At 59.3% G+C, this 18,906-nt stretch carries 15 protein-coding genes; 9 read left to right on the forward strand and 6 right to left on the reverse strand.

Translation table 11 applies throughout. The features are described from left to right. Positions 1 to 197 precede the first annotated feature (197 nt). From OIS53_RS13540 to OIS53_RS13550, 3 genes are all read left to right on the forward strand, one after another. Entirely contained in the window at positions 198 to 1,949 is a 1,752-nt protein-coding gene (locus OIS53_RS13540) for a DUF1800 domain-containing protein (protein WP_264679109.1), read from the forward strand. A 126-nt stretch (positions 1,950 to 2,075) separates the two neighbouring features. Next, positions 2,076 to 3,665, forward strand: coding sequence for a DUF1501 domain-containing protein (locus tag OIS53_RS13545; protein WP_264679110.1), 1,590 nt, complete (start codon positions 2,076 to 2,078; stop codon positions 3,663 to 3,665). A 250-nt stretch (positions 3,666 to 3,915) separates the two neighbouring features. Further along, entirely contained in the window at positions 3,916 to 4,194 is a 279-nt protein-coding gene (locus OIS53_RS13550) for a hypothetical protein (RefSeq protein ID WP_264679111.1), read from the forward strand. Between the two features lie 550 nt (positions 4,195 to 4,744). On the opposite strand, the gene treF is transcribed toward OIS53_RS13550, so the two are convergent. Together treF and OIS53_RS13560 are read right to left on the reverse strand one after the other, a co-directional pair. Continuing rightward, positions 4,745 to 6,361, reverse strand: a complete 1,617-nt coding sequence (gene treF / locus OIS53_RS13555; RefSeq protein ID WP_264679112.1) for an alpha,alpha-trehalase TreF — start codon at positions 6,359 to 6,361, stop codon at positions 4,745 to 4,747. Beyond that, positions 6,361 to 7,038: an SOS response-associated peptidase gene (locus tag OIS53_RS13560; RefSeq protein WP_264679113.1), complete on the reverse strand. Its 678-nt coding sequence runs from the start codon at positions 7,036 to 7,038 to the stop codon at positions 6,361 to 6,363. Before OIS53_RS13560 ends, treF begins: the two co-directional genes overlap by 1 nt. 467 nt (positions 7,039 to 7,505) lie before the next feature. Here OIS53_RS13560 and OIS53_RS13565 point away from each other — a divergent pair, with 467 nt between their 5' ends. Continuing rightward, positions 7,506 to 7,964 carry a carboxypeptidase-like regulatory domain-containing protein gene (locus OIS53_RS13565; protein ID WP_264679114.1) on the forward strand — a complete coding sequence of 153 codons (459 nt, stop codon included), beginning with the start codon at positions 7,506 to 7,508 and terminating at the stop codon, positions 7,962 to 7,964. 367 nt (positions 7,965 to 8,331) lie between these two features. On the opposite strand, the gene OIS53_RS13570 is transcribed toward OIS53_RS13565, so the two are convergent. Further along, complete coding sequence (locus OIS53_RS13570; RefSeq protein ID WP_264679115.1) at positions 8,332 to 9,432, reverse strand: PAS domain-containing sensor histidine kinase; 1,101 nt, start codon at positions 9,430 to 9,432, stop codon at positions 8,332 to 8,334. A gap of 144 nt (positions 9,433 to 9,576) precedes the next feature. Here OIS53_RS13570 and OIS53_RS13575 point away from each other — a divergent pair, with 144 nt between their 5' ends. Together OIS53_RS13575 and OIS53_RS13580 are read left to right on the forward strand one after the other, a co-directional pair. Continuing rightward, positions 9,577 to 9,999 (forward strand): carboxypeptidase-like regulatory domain-containing protein, encoded by a 423-nt coding sequence (locus OIS53_RS13575; protein WP_264679116.1) that lies wholly within the window; start codon positions 9,577 to 9,579, stop codon positions 9,997 to 9,999. A 205-nt stretch (positions 10,000 to 10,204) separates the two neighbouring features. Continuing rightward, entirely contained in the window at positions 10,205 to 10,672 is a 468-nt protein-coding gene (locus tag OIS53_RS13580) for a carboxypeptidase-like regulatory domain-containing protein (protein WP_264679117.1), read from the forward strand. A 160-nt stretch (positions 10,673 to 10,832) separates the two neighbouring features. On the opposite strand, the gene OIS53_RS13585 is transcribed toward OIS53_RS13580, so the two are convergent. Continuing rightward, positions 10,833 to 11,789, reverse strand: a complete 957-nt coding sequence (locus OIS53_RS13585; protein WP_264679118.1) for an HNH endonuclease — start codon at positions 11,787 to 11,789, stop codon at positions 10,833 to 10,835. A gap of 129 nt (positions 11,790 to 11,918) precedes the next feature. On the opposite strand from OIS53_RS13585, the gene tcmP reads away from it, so the two are divergent. Together tcmP and OIS53_RS13595 are read left to right on the forward strand one after the other, a co-directional pair. Then, on the forward strand, positions 11,919 to 13,136 hold the full coding sequence (gene tcmP / locus OIS53_RS13590) for a three-Cys-motif partner protein TcmP (RefSeq protein WP_264679119.1): 1,218 nt from the start codon (positions 11,919 to 11,921) through the stop codon (positions 13,134 to 13,136). 25 nt (positions 13,137 to 13,161) lie between these two features. Next, positions 13,162 to 13,899 (forward strand): DUF5131 family protein, encoded by a 738-nt coding sequence (locus OIS53_RS13595; protein WP_264679120.1) that lies wholly within the window; start codon positions 13,162 to 13,164, stop codon positions 13,897 to 13,899. Between the two features lie 243 nt (positions 13,900 to 14,142). Here OIS53_RS13595 and OIS53_RS13600 read toward each other — a convergent pair whose 3' ends face one another. Continuing rightward, complete coding sequence (locus tag OIS53_RS13600) at positions 14,143 to 15,213, reverse strand: Fic family protein (RefSeq protein WP_264679121.1); 1,071 nt, start codon at positions 15,211 to 15,213, stop codon at positions 14,143 to 14,145. A 232-nt stretch (positions 15,214 to 15,445) separates the two neighbouring features. Then, on the reverse strand, positions 15,446 to 17,113 hold the full coding sequence (gene ettA, locus OIS53_RS13605; RefSeq protein WP_264679122.1) for an energy-dependent translational throttle protein EttA: 1,668 nt from the start codon (positions 17,111 to 17,113) through the stop codon (positions 15,446 to 15,448). Positions 17,114 to 17,455: 342 nt separating this feature from the next. On the opposite strand from ettA, the gene OIS53_RS13610 reads away from it, so the two are divergent. After that, positions 17,456 to 18,769 (forward strand): DUF349 domain-containing protein, encoded by a 1,314-nt coding sequence (locus OIS53_RS13610; RefSeq protein ID WP_264679123.1) that lies wholly within the window; start codon positions 17,456 to 17,458, stop codon positions 18,767 to 18,769. Positions 18,770 to 18,906: the final 137 nt, after the last annotated feature.

Consider the following 18,906-nt stretch of genomic DNA (forward strand, 5'->3'; position numbering starts at 1 on the left):
TTCGCAATGAAAGATAGCCGACACAAAATTTTATTAGGCAGTATTTCAAGAAAACTATAGTGCTGATGCAAGATTAAACCGCAACACTTGTATTTTATCTAGATATTTTTTGAACTCTGTGTTGCATATCAATAGCGTAACTCATTCCTTACAAGCTGCTTACCCGTTCTTTCTTCCTCCTTTCCAACCAATTGCCTATGAATCGTAGAACTTTCCTCAGTAAGCAGACGGCACCATTGGCGGCTCCCGCCGCGGCCATGCTGGAGGCGGCGCCCACCCCAGCCGCGGCCGGCGGCGACCCACCCGGTGGAGATGATGAAACCGTTAGCCGGTTCGCCAACAGGCACCTGCCCACTACGGCCCGGCCCACGGCCGGCCTGGCTGCGTATACCGGCCCCTGGGGCTACACGCAGGCCGCTCACTTGCTGCGCCGAACCACCTTTGGGCCCACCCGCGCCGAGATTCTGGCCGCGGCGGGCAGCAACCTGACCCAGGTATTGAACGGGCTGCTCACGATTCCAGCTGCCCCGGCGCCCCCGGTCAACGGCTTCACCAACGACACCAGCGTGGCCGTGGGCCAAACCTGGGTAAACCTGCCCTACAACAACGACTTCGAGTACTGGCGCATGCGCAGCCTGCGCGCCTGGTGGGTGGGCCAGATGCTGCAAAGCACTACGCTGGTAGAGAAGATGACCTTGTTCTGGCACAATCACTTCGTGATTGAGTTCGACGACATCTACGAAGGCCGCTACAGCTACCGCTACCAGGCCATGCTGCGCAGCTCGGCGCTGGGCAACATGCGCCAGCTGACCAAGGACGTTACCATTGACCCCGGCATGCTGCGCTACCTGGGCGGCAACCAGAACCGTGCCGGAGCCCCCAACGAGAACTATGCCCGCGAGCTGCTGGAGCTGTTTACCGTGGGCAAAGGCCCGCTGGCCGGCCCCGGCAACTACACCACCTACACCGAAGCCGACGTGCAGGCCGCCGCCAAGGTGCTTACCGGCTGGCGCGACTCCGCCACCGACATCAACAGCTACTACACGGCCAACCGCCACGACACTACCACCAAGCAATTCAGCGCCGCCTTCGGCAACAAGACCATTGCCAACCAGGGCGACCAGGAATACAAGGCGCTGGTAGACATGATTTTCGACAAGACCGATACGGCCTTGTTTCTGGCCCGCAAGCTCTACCGGTGGTTTGTGTACTACGTCATCGACGCCAACACCGAGCAGAGCGTGATTCAGCCCCTGGCGGCCTTGCTCAAGCAAAACAACTACGAGGTGGTACCCACCCTGCGGGCCTTGCTGGGCAGCCAGCACTTCTTCGACACCATGAGCATGGGCTGCGTGATTAAAAGTCCCATTGAGTTTGTGGTGGGCACGGCCCGGCAGTTGCAATTGCAGTTCCCGCCGGCCTCCAACGTCACGGCCCAATACGGCATGTGGGACTGGCTCGTGGACCGGGCTTCGGTGCAGCAGCAGCAGCTCGGCGACCCGCCCAACGTGGCCGGCTGGCCCGCCTACTGGCAAACACCCCAGTACTACGAAATGTGGATCAACGCCGTGACCCTGCCCCGCCGCAGCCAGTTCACGGACCTGATGGTAAGCCAGAACGGCTACACGCGCTACATCAATAACACGGCCTACAACCTGAAAACCGACGTGCTGGCTCTGGCTCAGGCCCTGCCCGCCGCCACCGCCGCCGATGCCAACCTGCTGATTGCGGAGTTCACCAAGCTGCTGCTGCCCATTCCGCTCACGGCCAACCAGCTCAGCTACCTCAACGACATTCTGCTGCCCGGCCTGCCCGACTTTGAGTGGACGGTGGAGTGGAACGGCTACCTGGCCGCGCCCACCAACGCCACCAGAAGAATGGGAGTCGAATCCAAGCTCCGCGCCTTGTTTAAGGCCATTCTGGGCCTGGCGGAATATCATCTTAGCTAAATGAGTGAATGAGCGAATGAGTGATTGAGTGAATGGCAAAACGGCAGATTAAAGACGCCCGAATTGCCTTTTCACTCATTCGCTCATTCAATCATTCGCTCACTCACTCATTCACTCATTGAGCCAATGAAACGCAGACATTTCCTCCAGACTACGGCGGCCGCCACGGTGCTGCCGGCTTTTTTGGGCGGCTTTCCAATTGGGGCGTACGGCTTCTCGCAGGAGCTATTTGCCCTGACCGGGGGCACCACCCAGACCGACCACGTGCTGGTGCTCATCCAGCTGAACGGCGGCAACGACGGGCTGAACATGATTCTGCCCCTGGACCAGTACGCGGGGCTGATGGCGGCCCGCGCCGACATTGCCATTCCCGAAAACCAGGCCCTGCGCCTCACCCAGGCCACTGGCCTACACCCGGCCATGGCGGGCCTCAAAAACCTCTACGACAACGGGCAGGTGGGCGTGGTGCACAGCGTGGGCTACCCCAGCCCCAACTTCAGCCACTTCCGCGCCACCGACATCTGGACCTCCGGCTCCGACTCCAACGTGACTACGGCCTCGGGCTGGGCCGGCCGCTACCTCGACGACGAGTTTCCGGGCTATCCGCAGGGCTACCCCAGCACCCAAAACCCCGACCCGCTGGCCATCAGCATCGGGTCGGTGGTGAGCAACTGCGTGCAGGGGCCTACCCTGAACATGGGCATGGCCATTGCCAGCACCTCGTCGTTTTACCAGCTGCTGAGCGGAGGCGTGGATGCTGCCCCCAACACCCCGGCCGGCCACGAGCTGACCTTTATCCGGCAGGTGGTGCAGCAAACCCAGGTGTACACCACCGCCATCCAGACGGCGGCCGGCAAGGCCAAGAACCTGTCCACGATGTACCCCGCCGCCGGCCAGAACTCCCTGGCCGACCAGCTCAAGATTGTGGCCCAGCTGGTGGCCGGCGGCCTGCAAACTCGCATCTACGTCTGCAACATCGGGGGCTTCGACACCCACGTAAACCAGGTGTCGGCTACGGGCAGCACGACTACCGGCAGCCACGCCACGCTGCTGGGCCGGGTGTCGCAGGCCATTGAGGCTTTCCAGGACGACTTGCGCCTGCTGAAAATTCAGGACCGGGTGGTGGGCATGACCTTCTCGGAGTTCGGGCGCCGCATCAAGGCCAACTCCGGCAAGGGCACCGACCACGGCGCGGCGGCTCCGCTCATCGTGTTCGGTACCAGCGTGAACCCGCGCATCCACGGCACCAATCCCGTGATTCCGGCCAACGCGGGCGTCAACGACAACGTGCCCATGCAGTTCGACTTCCGGGCCATCTACGCCAGCGTGCTCAAAGACTGGTTTAAAGTGCCCCAGGCTACCATCAACGCCCTGCTGCCCTCAGCCCAGAGCCCATTCCCGTACGTGCCGGTCATCCGCCAAGGCGTCGTCAATGGCACGGCGCCGGCGGCGGCTACCAACGTGGCGGGCTTCCGGGTGTTTCCGAACCCGATTCGGGAAGGGCGGGCCACGGTGGAGTTTGAGTCGGAAGGCGGCCACGTGCAGGTGGTGCTGTTCGACAACGTGGGCCGGGAAGTGCTGCGCCCCCTCGACCGGGCCCTGCCACGCGGCAAGCACCAGCTGCCCGTAGACACCAGCCAGCTAGCCGCCGGCGCCTACTACTGTCACGTGCAGGAAGGCAGCCGCGTCAGCAGCCGCCTGGTGGCCGTGGAGTAAGGGTAGTTGGAAGTGAGACAGTGAGAGGTGAGAAGTGAGACTTCGTTCTGAGGCAAGCACTGCTGGAACAAAGTTTCACCTCTTACCTCTCACTGCTTCCGGTCTATGAGAAAACCGGAAGTCTCATTTCTCACTTCTCACTGTCTCACTTCTACTTCATGTAGCCTTAGCGGTGGTTTTCCCGTACACGGCTTCCGGAGGTGCTTTGGTAGCACCGCAGCACTTTCTTTCACTGTACTTTCCTTCTGTTATGAACAACCAACTCCCGCAGCAAGTCGAGAAAATTGCTCCCGAAGACATTATCAATACCCTGCAAAGCGCCTATAAAGTATTTCAGGGCGAGGCCGACCAGCTCGACGACCTGCTCCGGCACGGCGGCCACTTGCTGAAAAAAGCTGCTCAGCGCTTCACTACCACTCAGCTCATCATCGGCATTGCTGTTATAGCCAGCGTCGGCGTTTTTGCGGCTGCCAAAGCTGCTGAGCGTGATTCGGAAGACACCGTGCCGCAACCGAAGCCCGTTCGGTAAGCTTGATTTGCTGTCTTCCCCAGACCAGTAAAAGCCTGCTCCTTCCCGAGCAGGCTTTTTTTGTGAGATGCTATATTCAGCTTGTCTATTTCTTAATAATTTATCTACTTGCCGAGCTGTCCTGTAAATCCTAAACAAAATACTATGAACAAGCTATTCGCGCTCCTCGTGCTAGGCAGCTTTGGCGTACTCGAATCAGCTGCCGCTTCGTCTCTTGGCGCTTCCGCAGCTGTTCCGCCCCCGGCCGCAACAGTTACCTCCTCTTCGGCAGCATCCGCAGCAGACTCCGGCATACTCAAGCGGAAGAAACGGAAAGTAGCCCCTGCCTACCGCCGCCTGCGCAAGCGGTAATCTTATAGCCCGTCCTGCTCTGCTTGGCGTGCTGATGCTTGAAGCTACCTGTACTGCTGAGTGCAGCCGGAGCAGGACGATGCCTAGGGTTGAGGATATGAAGTGTACCGCGAAGCGTTAGAACGATGTCGTTGGGGTGAAGCCCAGATGACGCGGACGCCTTGCGAAGTGCAGCTTCGCGGTACAATCAAAGCCGCCGTTACCTAGTTTCGGGGTAGCGTTGCAGGAGCTGAAGCAGCACGCCGTTGGTCCACCCGAAGCCGTCTTGCAACGGGTACTCACCGCCGCCGGCCGGCGCATTGGGGTTTACGACGTTGTATTTCTCCATCAGCTTACCGGTTTGCTCGAACACACGGCGGTTAAGCGTCACCCACCGCCCACTGATGGTGTTGGCCAATTCTTTGTGCCCATACTGAGTCAGGCCTTCAATAGCCATCCATTGCAGCGGCGCCCAGGCGTTGGGGGCATCCCACTGCTGACCGGTAGCAGCAAGGGTAGTGACGAGGCCACCAGGCTTGAGAAAGTCGCGGCCCAGGGCAGCAGCCACCTGCCGGGCCTGGGCGGGGGTGGCCAGGCCGCTTTCCAGCGGGAACATGCCCGCCAGGGTGCGCACCGGCGAAGGCCGCCGTTGCTCCCAGTCGTAGTCCACGAACCAGCCGGCGCGGGCATCCCAGCAGTAGCGCAGCACGGCCTGGCGCCGGGCCTGGGCCGCTTGCTCGTAGCGGCGGGCCGCTGATGCGTCGCCTGCGGCCCGGCTGCTGCGGGCCAGCAGCTGCTCCAGCTGAAAGAGCAGGCAGTTCAAATCGACGGGCACGAAGCTGGTAGTGCGAATAGACTCCAAGCCCTGCCCCGGCACAAACCAACGGCTGCTGAAGTCCCAGCCCGAGGCCGCCGCGGCGCGCACGTTGCGGTAAAACTGCGCCGGAGGCTGCGGGCTGCGCTTGGCCGCCGTCACGTCCTCCTGGTACGACTCTTCGCGGGGCTGGTCGCTCAGGTCCCAATAGCGGTTCAGCACCTCGCCGCTGGGCAGACGCACCACCGAGCGGTGCGCCGTGCCCGGCCGCAGGGAGTCGGCGCCGGCCATCCAAAACCGGTACTCCCCTACCAGGGCCGGGTGGTAGCGCCGCAGCACCGAGTCGGCGGCGGGGCCGGGAGTAGGGGCCAGCAGCAGCACCATGCGGCTGAAGAAGGGCGGCTGGGAGCGGGTGAGGTAGTAGGTGCGGGTGCCGTTGGGAATAAAGCCGTAACGCCCAATCAGATACGCAAAATTATCGACCATAGCCCGTACCAGCTCCCGGCGGCCACTGGCTTGCAGGCCCAGCATGGTAAAGTACGAATCCCAGTAGTACACCTCCCGAAACCGCCCGCCCGGCACCACGTACGGGTAGGGCAGCGGCAGCAAGGACGATCCTTCTACCACAGCTGTATCCTGGCGCCGTTGCAGCACGGTCCAGAGCGTGTCGAGGTGGCGGTTCAGCCCGGCCTGCACGCGGGTGCGGTAGGAGCCGCCCACCGGGGCCGGCAGCACAAAGTGCTGCTCCACAAAGGCCCGCAGATTAAAGTTCGGCTGGCGGCTCTGTTGCTCCCAGGCCCGGCGAATGGCCGCCGGCGGCTGCCGGGGCACGGCATCCACAAAGGTTTTATTGTCGGGGTAGATGCGGCCAAGCTGCACGGCTTCAAACAAGCCAGGGTACAGCTGCCGGGGCGTGAGCGGAGCCTGGGCTGCGGCACCCAGGGCCAGCCAGCAGCCCAGCAGGACGCCCACCCAGCGGGGCAACCCGCCCCAAGGAGCCTGGGAAGTAACCGGGCGCTTCATCAGGCGGCGGCAGGCTGCAACACCTCCGGTGAATTGTGGGCCGGCGAGTTCACCAGCGTACTAACGGGGTAGGCGCGCATCAGCTCGGCCGGGTAGGGCGCCAGCAGGGCTTGGTGGTCGGCGGCGTTCAGGCCATCGTCGAGCCAGGCCAGCTCGGCCTCGCGGCCCCGCAATATCACCGGCATGCGGTTGTGGATGGGCGCCATGAGGGAATTGGGCTCGGTGGTGATGATGGTGAACGTGGGCTTCACCTCTCCGGTAGCCCGGTCAGCCCATTCATCCCACAGCCCTGCAAAGGCAAAGGGCTCCTCGCTGCGCAGCAAGATGCGGTACGGCACCTTACCCCGGCTGCCAGGCATGGCCTGCCACTCATAAAAGCCATCGGCGGGCACCAGGCAGCGGCGGCGCTGGAGCAGCTGCCGAAACGAAGGCTTTTCGGCCAGGGTTTCGGCGCGGGCGTTGATGGGCTTGGGCGCCTGCTGCACGTCCTTGACCCAACCCGGAAGCAGGCCCCACTGAAGCAGCTGAATCTGGCCCGGCTCGGTGTTGCGCACCACCGGTAGCTGCTGCGAGGGCGCTGCGTTGTGGTTGGGTGCGGCTTCGGGAGCAGCGAAGGTGGCTTCAAAACGCTTTTCGAGTACCGGACGGGGAGCAGTAGTGGTGTAGCGGCCGCACATACGAACGTGGCTATTCTAAGGAAGAAGGAGGAACGATGCCAACTGCTGGCATCAGTGCCTACGCGGGCGGGCCGCGCAGGTTTGCTGGTAACCCGCGCGGGTGCCGTTGGTCCGGCCCGAGCCTGGTCCTCAACTACGTAGCTGCACAACACGTATGTAAGGCATTAGTTTACTTATTCCAATAAATTAGTACATTATAACAGTTGCTATTCGTGGCCTGTTTTGCCAAAGGCCTTGACTGCTCTGGCAGACGGCAGATTTCTAGCAGGTTGTTTTTCTTTCTGTTAGGTAGCTACTGGTGTTCGGCAGGCGTTAGGTGCTCAAAAAATTTCCTGTTGCTTTTAAGTTGATGTGAAAATTTCTTCTTTTGCACATATCTAATTGCGGCACTTTGCCCTAGCCTAAAACAGCCGGGGCAGCAGCCGAATCAGGTTGTTCCGCTCTTCGTACTCTTCCCCGTCCTTCCTATGAAAACGTTCTTCTACCCTCTCCTTTTTGCTGCCTTGTTGGTGCGCGCCGGACAGGCCGTTGCGCAAGACGCCCCCGCTCCTGTCCTCGCCGACTCGGCCCAGGTCTCGGCGGCCCCAGTTGCCCCCGCTCCGGAAGCACTGCCCGCCTCAACGGCTGCTACCGCTACCCCGCCGGCCGCCGACGCCGACTCTACGACGCGGGTGCTGCTCACGGGATATGTGCTCAACGAGCAGCAGCGGCCCTTGCAGGGCGCCACGGTGTTGCTCAAAGGCACGAAGGAAGCTACCAGCACCGACGCCAGCGGCCACTACACGCTTCCCGTACCGCCCGGCACCAACACCCTGCAGTACGACTACGCCGGCTACCAGGGCCGCGAGGTGCTGGCCAGCAACTTCCTGCCCGTCACCGTCACGCTGATGCCCGCCGACAAAGCCCGCAAGCGCGACCGGCAGTAGCCACCAGCCTGGTAGGCCGCGTAACGCCCTTCCTGACCGGAAGACGACCTGGGTGCCCTTTAGCTGGAGGTGCGACTATGATTCAGGCTGCCCTGCTCTAGCTGGCGGCGGCCCCGCGCAGCATATCTCCCGCTTCCTCTGAATACTACTGCACCTGCACCGAAGCGGGAGAGCTGCTTGCCTGCGGCGACCTTCGGTTCGGCTACGGCTGCGCACCCTGGCTTGACGCGCCACCTGCTCAGCAGGACAGGTACCACTCATGCGGCAGCGCGCCAGCCGCTGGCTTCCGGCGACCTTCGACCCGGCAAGCGGATGCCAGCTGGAGCAGGACAGACGACCTGCAAAGGTGCTTTACTATGAAAGCTGCTTACGACTTCAACTGATCGGGAAGGCGGATGGTGAAGGTAGAGCCCTGGTTTTCCACGCTCTGGACCTGAATGGTGCCTTGGTGCAGCTCCACAATGGTTTTGATAATGGACATGCCCAGGCCCGTTGATTTCTCTCCGCGCAGGCCGGGGCGGCGCGCCTTGGTGAACCGCTCAAACAGCACTGGCTGCATGCCCTGCGGAATGCCGACACCATCATCCGTTACGGAAACCAGCACGTAGCCGGGCTCCTGGGCCACGCGCACCCAGATATTGCCACCTTCCCGCGTAAACTTGATGGCATTGCTGAGCAGGTTGTTCATCACCTGCATAAACTTATTTTCGTCGACTTCAGCGTAGATGACCGGGTGCGAGGCTTCGTAGTGAAAGCGCTTGGCCAGCTGCTCCTCGCTGCGCTTATACTCTTCCATCATCAGGCGCAGCCGCTCCACCAGGTCGTAGCGCTCCAGCTTCAGCTCCACATTAGCCGATTCCAGAAACTCGTTGTCGACAAAGTCACGAATCAGGTTTACGCTGTCGCGGCAGGTGTCGTGCATCACCCGCAGCAGCTCAATCAGGGTTTCGTCGTGCAGGGGCTCCACTCGCTCCTCAATGTAACCAGCCAGCTGCTGCAGCATGGCAAACGGGCCGGCTAGGTCGTGCGAGAGAATTTCGAGGGTAGCATTTTTCTTGGCGTTGAACTTATTGGCGTTGTTGATGTACTCCTTGGAAGCGGTAATATCGGTAATCAGGCCGCTAAGCAGCACCTGCCCTCTAGCGTCCACCGTATGATAAGGGTCCACGCACAGCCACTGCTCCGCGCCGTCGGGGTGCAGCAGGCGCAACTCAAACTGCTCATTGAGACGGCCGGCGTTCCATAACTGCCAGCAGCGGGCGGCATAGGCCCGGTCGTTGGGATGCAGCAAGGCCACCAGGTGAGGCAACTCGTCGTTGAGCTGGGCGCGGGGGCGGCGCATCACCTGCTCGTAGGCCGCGTTTACGGTTTCTACGCGTTGCTGCGCCGGGTCATACACGAAGAAAACCTGACGCAGATTTTCTAGCACCTGAGGGTAAAACTCGGGCAAATCGAGGGAGGAGGTCATAGAAAAGGGACTAGGCTGCCTTTGTACCATGAGCAGGTAGTAGAAGTTCCCGCCGCTGTTGTATACAACATGGCGAATACAAAGTTAACTTCGGGCCGCATTTGCCACGGGCATGCACTTTTTTTAGTTCCTTATCTTTTTCTAATGCACTACCTGTACTCCCTCATTCTGGCTCTTCTGCTGCCTGCACAGCTGATTGCCACCCTGCCTGATGCGCCGGCTGCCCCACCGACCCGCCGGCCCCAGCAAGAACCCGGCAAGGATTCCTGCCCCACTGTAACCGGCCGAATTCTCGACCAAAACGGGCAGCCGCTGGTAGGTGCCACCGTTCTTGTGAAAGGAACCCTCAATGTGCATACCACCAATTCGGAGGGGCAGTACGTGATGCGGGGCCCCGTAACGACGGGGGCTACATTGGCCGTAAGTGCCGCCGGCTACAGCGCCCTGGACATTCCGCTCACCACCTGCCAGATTTCCGACATTAGCCTTACGCTACTGCCTGGTACCCGCCTCCGGAACAACGGGCGCATCAAGCGCACCACCGCCACGGGCAAGATCAAATATTAGACGCCCCGGCGCCACCCGTAACGACGGGTGCCAGCCGTCCGCAACACGCCCGAGCCTTTTGCTGAACAGCAAAAGGCTCGGGCGTTTTTGCTGCTGTATGAAGGCACTACAGTTGAGCTTAGCATTTCTTTTAGTTTTTATTCAACTTTTTTGTTTGGCCCACGTTTAGCGCAGCACTTATCACTGAACCAGCTGCCTTTTTCATATGAAACGTTTTCTACTTCTTGCCTCTTTTGCGGCCCTGCTGACTTCTCCGCTGGCTGCTTCCGCCCAACGCGCTGATGCCACTCCTGCGCTGGCTTCGGAGCGTATTGCCCTGGCCGAGCCTGCCCCGAAAGCAGCTCCGGCTCCCACCACGCGGCTGGGGTGCGCCCAGTTCAGTGGCCAAGTGCTCAATGCCCAGGGCCAGCCTCTGGTGGGTGCTACCGTGATGCTGGAAGGCAGCCGCTTCCCCACCATCACCAACTCCGAAGGGAAGTACCTGCTGCAAGAGCCCGTATACCAGGGCCAGGTGCTGCACATTGCCGCCGCCGGCTACGTCGACCAGAACATTGTGCTGAACAGCTGTGAGGCACCGGTGGTAGGCCTGGAGCTAGCCGAAGGCACCCGCGTGAAGCGCAACGGCAAACGTGCCGGCCAAATCGTCCGTTTCGGGCAGGCGTACCGCCAGTAAGCTCCCGGCATTCCCAACTCACTTCGCTTTGCTGCTGAAGTGAGGTAACACAGCTCCTACAACGAACGCCCCTGGCTGCTTAGCCAGGGGCGTTTGTCGTTACTAGGTCACACTGGCCATACGGCAACCCCGGCTGCATTGTGCAATTGTGGCTTGTGCCTCATCCCCGGCCCCGGTGCATTCGCAGGTTTTCCACGGTCGGCCACCACGCCGGCTGCGGGGGCAGGTGCAGCTGCCGGCCCTCAAACTGCCGGATGCCGTGGGCCGCGCCGGCGGGCTCCGCAAAACCATCGGCGAGACAGACACGGTAGGTATCGTCTATCCAGAGCAGGTGGCGGTCGAAGGCGCGGTGCAGGGTAGGCGTCAGGGCCAGGCCGTTGGGGAGGGTATCGTCGTGGCTCTGGGCCCAGGGCACGATGTGGCAGGCGTCGAGCAGAGGGTTAGGGGTGGCCGTGTGGGTGCTCACCAGCTTCAGCCCCGAAATGGCGCAGGTGTGGTCGTAGGCCTCCAGCACCACGCGCTTGAATAGGCCGCTGCGCACAGCGGTGTCCAACTCGTCGGCTGGAGCCAAGTGGGTGCGGTACACGGCGGCGGGCTCCTCCAACATCTGCCGGCGGATGGCCTGCACGGCTTCGGTGCCGGCGGCGGGGCGGTAACAGTGGCGCGTCTGCGGGAAGTAGCGCCGCAGCAGGGCCTGGCGCAGCTCCTCGCGGGCCGGGGCCTCGAGCAGCAGAAGCCACAGGTCAGGGTCGAGGGTGGCGTACTCCACCGTCTCGCGCAGGCTCCGAAAACTCTTGACCGAACGAGAGGCCGTAAGCACTACTTCCAGGCCGGGGTAGGTACGCAGGCGCCAGAACCTGTCGCCGGTGAGGTGGTAAAACGGCAGGAAAAAGTCATTGGCCCGAAACAGCGCCGAGGTGCTCAGGTCGCGGCAGAGGCTGCGGAAAGCGGCTAGCAGCTCCGGGGTGATGTGGATGCGGTTGTCCTGAATGGTGCCGTCTTCGATGCCATCCAGCACGGCCAGCAGCAGAGCGGGTTTATACGGCGCCTCGCCGTGCTGGCGGCTGCGCGCCACGCGCAGGTGGGTGAAGCGGTGGAGGTAGGGGGTAATCAGCAAAATTTCAGAAACGCTATTGCAATTGTCTTAGCAACCGAAGGCGATAATACTACAAGTAATTACTTCTTCTTTGCAAATACCGAATGCTGTTCATAGTATTGAAAAACAACCATAACCAGTTTTATAAGAATGGCTTCTACTAGTACCGAGGATTTTTTCGATGAACAAACTGAAAGGTCATTAGTCAAGTCAACCATCGTCGCTAAATATCTGTACGTTTGGGCAAAAATAATTATTCCACAAGTTAAGAACCGGGCTCATCCGCCCAAGTTTGCAGCTTATGTTGACTTATTCGCTGGGCAGGGGCGCTATAGTAATGGGCAAGAATCTACGCCACTGCTTGTGCTGCGTCGAGCTATAGAAGAAGCGGATTTGCAACAGCATTTACAAATCGTTTTCAATGAACGCGACCCTAAATCATATGAGAAACTTAAAAATGAGGTAAATGCATTCCCTGGTGTCGACACCATAAGACATAAGCCTTTTTTTATGAACGAGCAGGTCGGCACTGGAAAAATAGAGCAACTATTTACTCGTACAGACAGGCCTCGCCCGCCCATGCTAGTTTTTGTGGACCCATGGGGCTATAACGGCCTTACAATTGACTTACTCACCTCTATATTAAAACTTTGGGCTTGTGAAGTTATCATATTCTTTAACTATCAACGAATCAACCCTGCACTTTCTAACTCGGTCTTTATTGAAAATATGGCGCTATTATTTGGTGAGCAACGTGCTAGCACATTGCGTGATGAATTGAGCCGCATTACTGAAGAAACTAAGGGAAAGAACCGATCAGCTAAGCGGGAGGAAGCAATTATTGAAGCAGTAGAACAGGCCTTAAAGGAGCGAATGGCACCGCACTTGTCAGCCGATGAAAGCGTCTATACTGTAGACTATCGTTTTCGTGACCCAAAACATGGTACACGCACTACGCATCATTTGATTTTTGCTACCACAAATGCTCACGGGTTCCTCAAGATGAAAGAGGTGATGGCTGGCGAAAGTAAGAAGCCATCCGATTCGATAGGACTTTTTGAATATAGTCCTACTAAAGCCACTGACCCGCTACCGCAATTACAACTATTCCAACCAGAACGTCCTATCGACGTCTTGGCGGAGAAGCTACTTGCCTTCTTTGCCGGCTGTACTTTATCGACCAAAGACATCATATACCGGCATCATACAACAGGTAAATACATTGGTAAAAACTATAAAGACGCCTTAAAGCTCCTAGAAGATCAGGGGCGTATTGTAGCTTTTCCAGCTAAGAGCGTCCGTCCTCAAGGCACGTTTGGTGACCAAGTTCAGGTTTCCTTTGTTAATTTGAGTAGCCAAACAACTTAGTCTAGCTACTCAAATTAGTAAATCTATGGCCCAGTCGAGCATTGAATGGACCGAAATGACTTGGAACCCTACAACTGGGTGCGACAAGATTTCGGCTGGTTGCAAGTTCTGCTACGCGGAGGTGCTGACAAAGCGCTTGAATGCCATGGGGCAAGCTAAGTACGCCAATGGCTTTAAGCTTACGCTGCATGAAGAAGAGATAAGCCGCCCCTTAAGTTGGCGAAAGCCTAAAGTGGTTTTCGTTAACTCTATGAGCGACTTGTTTCACAAAGATGTTCCTATTGAGTTCATCCAGCGAGTATTTGCGACCATGAATAACTGTCCGCAACATACGTTTCAAGTGCTGACAAAGCGTGGCGACGTGTTAGCTCGCATGGCAGAGCACCTTACTTGGTCGGATAATATATGGATGGGCGTTTCAGTAGAAGACCACCGTGTGGTAGACCGAATTGATTTTCTACGTTCCACTCCTGCGCAAACCAAATTCCTCTCATTAGAACCGTTGATCGGGCCATTACCGGTCCTCGACCTAACAGGTATTGATTGGATAATTGTAGGTGGTGAGTCCGGCCGGAAACCTAGACCAATGCGTGAAGAATGGGTCCGCGACATCCAGCAACAGTGTGCAGCAGCAGGTGTTGCCTTTTTCTTCAAGCAGTGGGGTGGCGTAAATAAAAAAGCATCGGGACGTTTGCTTAACGGTCGGACTTACGATGAAATGCCAGTTCGGCCAAGGGTAGGACAACTAACTATGGCGCTCTAGTTTATGATGTTGCTAGGCTTCTTTGAAGCCATCAAGAACCCAACGAGCCGCTGGGATTTCAGCGGCTCGTTGGGTTCTTGATGCAAAGCTGAATACTATCCCAAACTCCGATACCTCACGCGCTTGGGCTCCACTCCACGTCCCCGAGGCGCTTCTTCTTAGCTTCCTCGTAGTCGGAGAAGTCGCCCTTGAAGGCTAGGATGTGAGTGGCCAGGCGGTAACGTCTTCCAACGCTATACAGCACTAAGCTAACCGCGCCAACAGGTCAAACAGCGGCTGGTTGACGTAGTAGTTTGACTTGCCTAGCCTGTATTTCTGGAGCAGGCCACCGGGCTCGGCCAATTGATTGAGGTAGCTGGAGGCCGTCAGGCGGCTTACGCCTAGCTCCTGCTGTACGAATTCAATTTTGGTATACGGGTGGCGAAAGAGGTTATTGAGCAGGTCCTGGCTGTAGAACCGGTACTCCCGCAGCCGCTGCCGCGTGTGCTGCATCAGCTGGCGCATGTCGTTGATGAGGCGGATGGTTTCGTGGGCGGTTTGCTCTACGCCCGTCAGCATATAGAGTAGCCACGGTTCCCACTCTCCCGTGTCGCGCACGTGCTGTAAGTAGCGGTAGTAATCGGCTTTGTGCTGAATCAGGTAGCGGCTCAGGTAGAGCACGGGCAAGTCGAGCAGGCCTTTGAGCACCAGGTACAGAATGTTGAGGATGCGGCCGGTGCGCCCGTTGCCGTCGTAGAATGGGTGGATGCTCTCAAACTGAAAGTGGAGCACGGCCATTTTTACGAGTGGGTCGGCGTCGCTCAGCGCGTCGTCGTTTAGGTACTGTTCCAGGTTGCCCATCAGCGCTATGATGGTGTCGTAGTCCTGCGGCGGAATAAAGACCACCTCGCCGGTCTGCTGGTTTTTGAGCGTGGTGCCGGGCAAGCGGCGGTAGCCGGCGTTGTTGTGCTCCAGCTCGGCCTGAATCCGGGCCACGTGGTTTACACTCAGAAACCCGTGCTTCTGCACCAGCTCGAAGCCCAGCCCCAGCGCCGCCGCGTAGTTCTGCACTTCTTTGGTGGCTTGATTGGGTAGCTCCTCCAAGCGCAGCTCCGCCCGAAACAGCTCATCGTGGGTAGTAATAATATTTTCCACGGCCGAACTGTCCTTGGCTTCCTGCAAAGGCAGCGTGTTCAGCAGAATTTCTTCAGTTGGGATAGTGCCCAGCACTCCTTTCAACTCCGCTAGCGCCCGGTGCGCCAGCGTCAGCTTTTTCAACACAGTGCGGGTTTCTAACTCTTCGGCTGGTGGCAGTAGGGAGGGATGCCAGGACATGGGCATATGGTTTAGATACTACTGGGCAGGCAAGTCATGTAAAGAGAATACATGGTTTCTTTACTTGTATTCGGCCTCATGTATAGAAAAATGGATTTTGCTTTACACGAAGTCGAAGATATGTAAAGAAAAGGTGGCTTTACTTTACATGAGCCCTTTAGCCCGCGACTAAAACCAAACGCGCCGCCGGAGATACTTCCAGCGGCGCGTTTGTTCGTGGCTTAGCTAACCCCTACCCCAGGCTCCGGTACCGCACGCGCTTGGGCTCCACGTCGCCGAGGCGTTTGCGCTTGGCTTCTTCGTAGTCGGAGAAGTTGCCCTCGAACCAGACCACTTGCGAGTCGCCCTCGAAGGCCAGGATGTGGGTGGCCAGGCGGTCCAGGAACCACCGGTCGTGGCTGATGATGACGGCGCAGCCGGCAAAGTTCTCCAGGGCGTCTTCCAGGGCCCGGATGGCGTTTACGTCGAGGTCGTTGGTGGGCTCGTCGAGCAGGATGAGGTTGGCGCCCTGCTTGAGGGTGGTGGCCAGGTGCACCCGGTTCCGCTCCCCGCCCGAGAGGTTGCCTACTTTCTTTTCCTGGTCGCCGCCCCGGAAGTTGAAGTTGCTCACGTAGGCGCGGGCATTTACGGGGCGGCCGGCCAGCAGCATAGTTTCGGTGCCGCCCGATATCGTCTCGAACACCGTTTTGTTGGGGTCCAGCGTGTCGTGCTGCTGGTCCACGTAGGCCGTCTGCACGGTGGGTCCCACCTCGAAGGTGCCGGCATCGGGCTGCATCTGGTTGGTGATGAGGCGGAACAGGGTGGTTTTGCCGGCCCCGTTCGGCCCGATGATGCCCACGATGCCGCCCTGGGGTAAGTTGAAAGACAGGTTCTCGAACAGCAGCTTGTCGCCGAAGGCCTTGGTCAGCCCCTCGGCCTCGATGACCTGGGCGCCCAGGCGCGGGCCGTCGGGGATGAACAGCTCCAGCTTCTGCTCCTTCTCCTTGGCATCGGTGTTCACCATCTTGTCGTAGCCGGCCAGGCGGGCTTTGCTCTTGGCCTGGCGGGCCTTAGGGGCCATGCGCACCCATTCCAGCTCCCGTTGCAGGGTCTTCTGGCGCTTGCTCTCGGTCTTCTCTTCCTGGGCCAGGCGCGAGGCTTTCTGCTCCAGCCACGACGAGTAGTTGCCCTTCCACGGAATCCCCTCGCCGCGGTCCAGCTCCAGAATCCAGCCGGCCACGTTGTCGAGGAAGTACCGGTCGTGGGTTACGGCAATGACGGTGCCTTTGTACTGCTGCAAGTGCTGCTCCAGCCACAGCACGCTCTCGGCGTCGAGGTGGTTGGTGGGCTCGTCGAGCAGCAGCACGTCGGGCTCTTGCAGCAGCAGGCGGCACAGGGCCACGCGGCGCTTCTCACCGCCCGAGAGGTTGCCGATGACGGCTTCCTGCGGGGGCGTGCGCAGGGCATCCATGGCCCGCTCCAGCTTGGAGTCGAGGTTCCAGGCATCGAGCTGGTCGAGGCGTTCCTGCACCTTACCTTGGCGCTCGAGCAGTTTGTCGAAGTCGGCGTCTTCGGCCCCGAAGGCCTCGTTAATTTCGTCGAACTCTTTGAGCAAGGCTACCGTCTCGGCCACGCCTTCCTCAATGACTTCGCGCACGGTCTTGGCCGGGTCGAGCTGGGGCTCCTGCTCTAGGTAGCCCACCGAGTAGCCCGGCGACCATACCACCTCGCCCTGAAACTGCTTGTCAACCCCGGCAATAATCTTGAGCAGCGACGACTTACCCGAGCCGTTGAGGCCGAGCACGCCGATTTTGGCACCGTAGAAGAAGGAGAGGTAGATGTTTTTGAGAACCTGTTTTTGGGGCGGGTAAACCTTGCTTACCCCGGCCATGGAGAAAATGATGGTGGGCTGGTCGCTCATACAAGAAAAAAAGTGGTGCGTGGTGGCTGCATCCCTCTTCCAGGGGGTTGCGGGTGCAGCGCAGATGTATATTTTGCAGAACAATAGGCTGCGGCTGCCGGTTGGCAACCCGGCTTTTGGCCCGCGCATAGGCTCTTGCCGAACTTCCGCCGCCCGCTCCGGCAGCGGGCAGGTGCCGGGCGGCGGCAGCCCGCCCACCAAAGGTAGGCAGCCGACCACGGAATCTGAAGTGCTCCGGGCACCGAAGATTTAGCCGACAACGCGTAAACTTGTACTTCTTTCCGGCTTTGTGCCGTTCTACAACCCGACCTTTCCACCTATTCGCTCTCCCGCTATCTGATTATGGAACACCCCGACCACCTACTGGCCGAAGCCCGCCGTTATGGCTACATCGAGGGCGACCAGGTGTGGCTCCGCCCGCTGCTGGACTTCCCGGCCCGGCAGGTAGGCCAGGTGAAAGAATCTCCTGACGCATCGCTGGTATACTTTGCCCAGCGCTTTGAGCTGTTCCGGGCTAAAGTTGAAGACCTGCTGCGCAAAATCGAGGAGTCTGAAAACAAGGGCTCCTTCCTGATGAAAGCCCTGCACCTGAAAGAGCAGGTGGGCAGCTACGACGCCCTCGGCGACTTTGCCAGCCTCTACCAGCGCCTCACCGAGGCCGAGGAGGGCATCAAAGTCACCATTGCCCGCAACCGGGAGAAAAACCTGGCCACCAAGCAGGCCCTGATTGCCGAGGTCGAAGCCCTGGCCGACACCATCGACTGGCAGGCCGGCAGCGAGAAAATCAAGGACCTGCGCCAGGGCTGGATCAAAACTGGCCCCGTCGACAAGCACCTTACCGACGAGCTGGAAGCCCAGTTTCAGCGGGCCGTAGACACGTTTTTTGCCCGCAAGAAAGAGTTTCAGGCCGAGAAGAAGGCCATGGTTAACCGGGTGTATGAGCAGTACAAGACGCTCATTCATAAATCGGAGGCCCTGCAAAACTCCACCGACTTTGAGGAGACGACCCGCAAGCTCAAGCAGCTCCAGCAAGACTGGAAGGACATCAACGGCACCCTGCCCCGCAAGCAGGCCAACGACCTGTGGACCCGGTTCCGGGCGGCGCACAACCATTTCTTTGAGCGCCTGAAGGTGCACATCGAGAGCAAGCGCCAGGAGCAGCAGCCCACGCCCGGTGGCAGCGGCGAAGACAACCTTAGCCGTAAGCGCGCCTTGGTAGCCGAAGCCCAAGCCCTGCTGCGCCGGCCCATGTCGGAGGCGGTGGCGCGGGCCAAGGAGCTGCAAGCCGCCTGGAAAAAGGTGGGCCCCGTGCGCGGCGAAGAGTCGGATCGGGTGTGGGAGCAGTTTATTCTGGCCTGCGACAAGGTGTTTGAGATGAGCGCCCTGGAGCACTACATCCGCAAGCGCCAGCCCAGCGGCCCCGAAGCCGGCAGCTCCGCCGACCAGGCCACGCTGCGCATCCAGGCCCTGCGCGACTTCATCAAGTATGACAAGCAGGAGCAGGAAGTGCTGGTTGACAACCTGGGCAAGCTCAACGACTCGCCCGGCAATGAGGCCTTCCGCACCATGCTGCAAGGCAAGATTCGCGCCTTCGACCGGAAGATTCGTACGAAGAACGAGCTAATTGCTATGTTCCAGCAGCGTCTCGGTAGCTAGCCCAACTTTACTGAGTATTTTACGTTGTCGTCAGCAAAAAGCAGCCGAGCCGGCAACAGTGTCAGGTGTGGCACCGCCGGCCGGGTTTTTGCTGACCCGCTTCTCACATCCGCTAACCTTTTAGTAGCAACACACGA

Origin of the sequence: Hymenobacter sp. YIM 151500-1 (assembly GCF_025979885.1) — a bacterium.
Taxonomy (GTDB): Bacteria; Bacteroidota; Bacteroidia; order Cytophagales; family Hymenobacteraceae; genus Hymenobacter.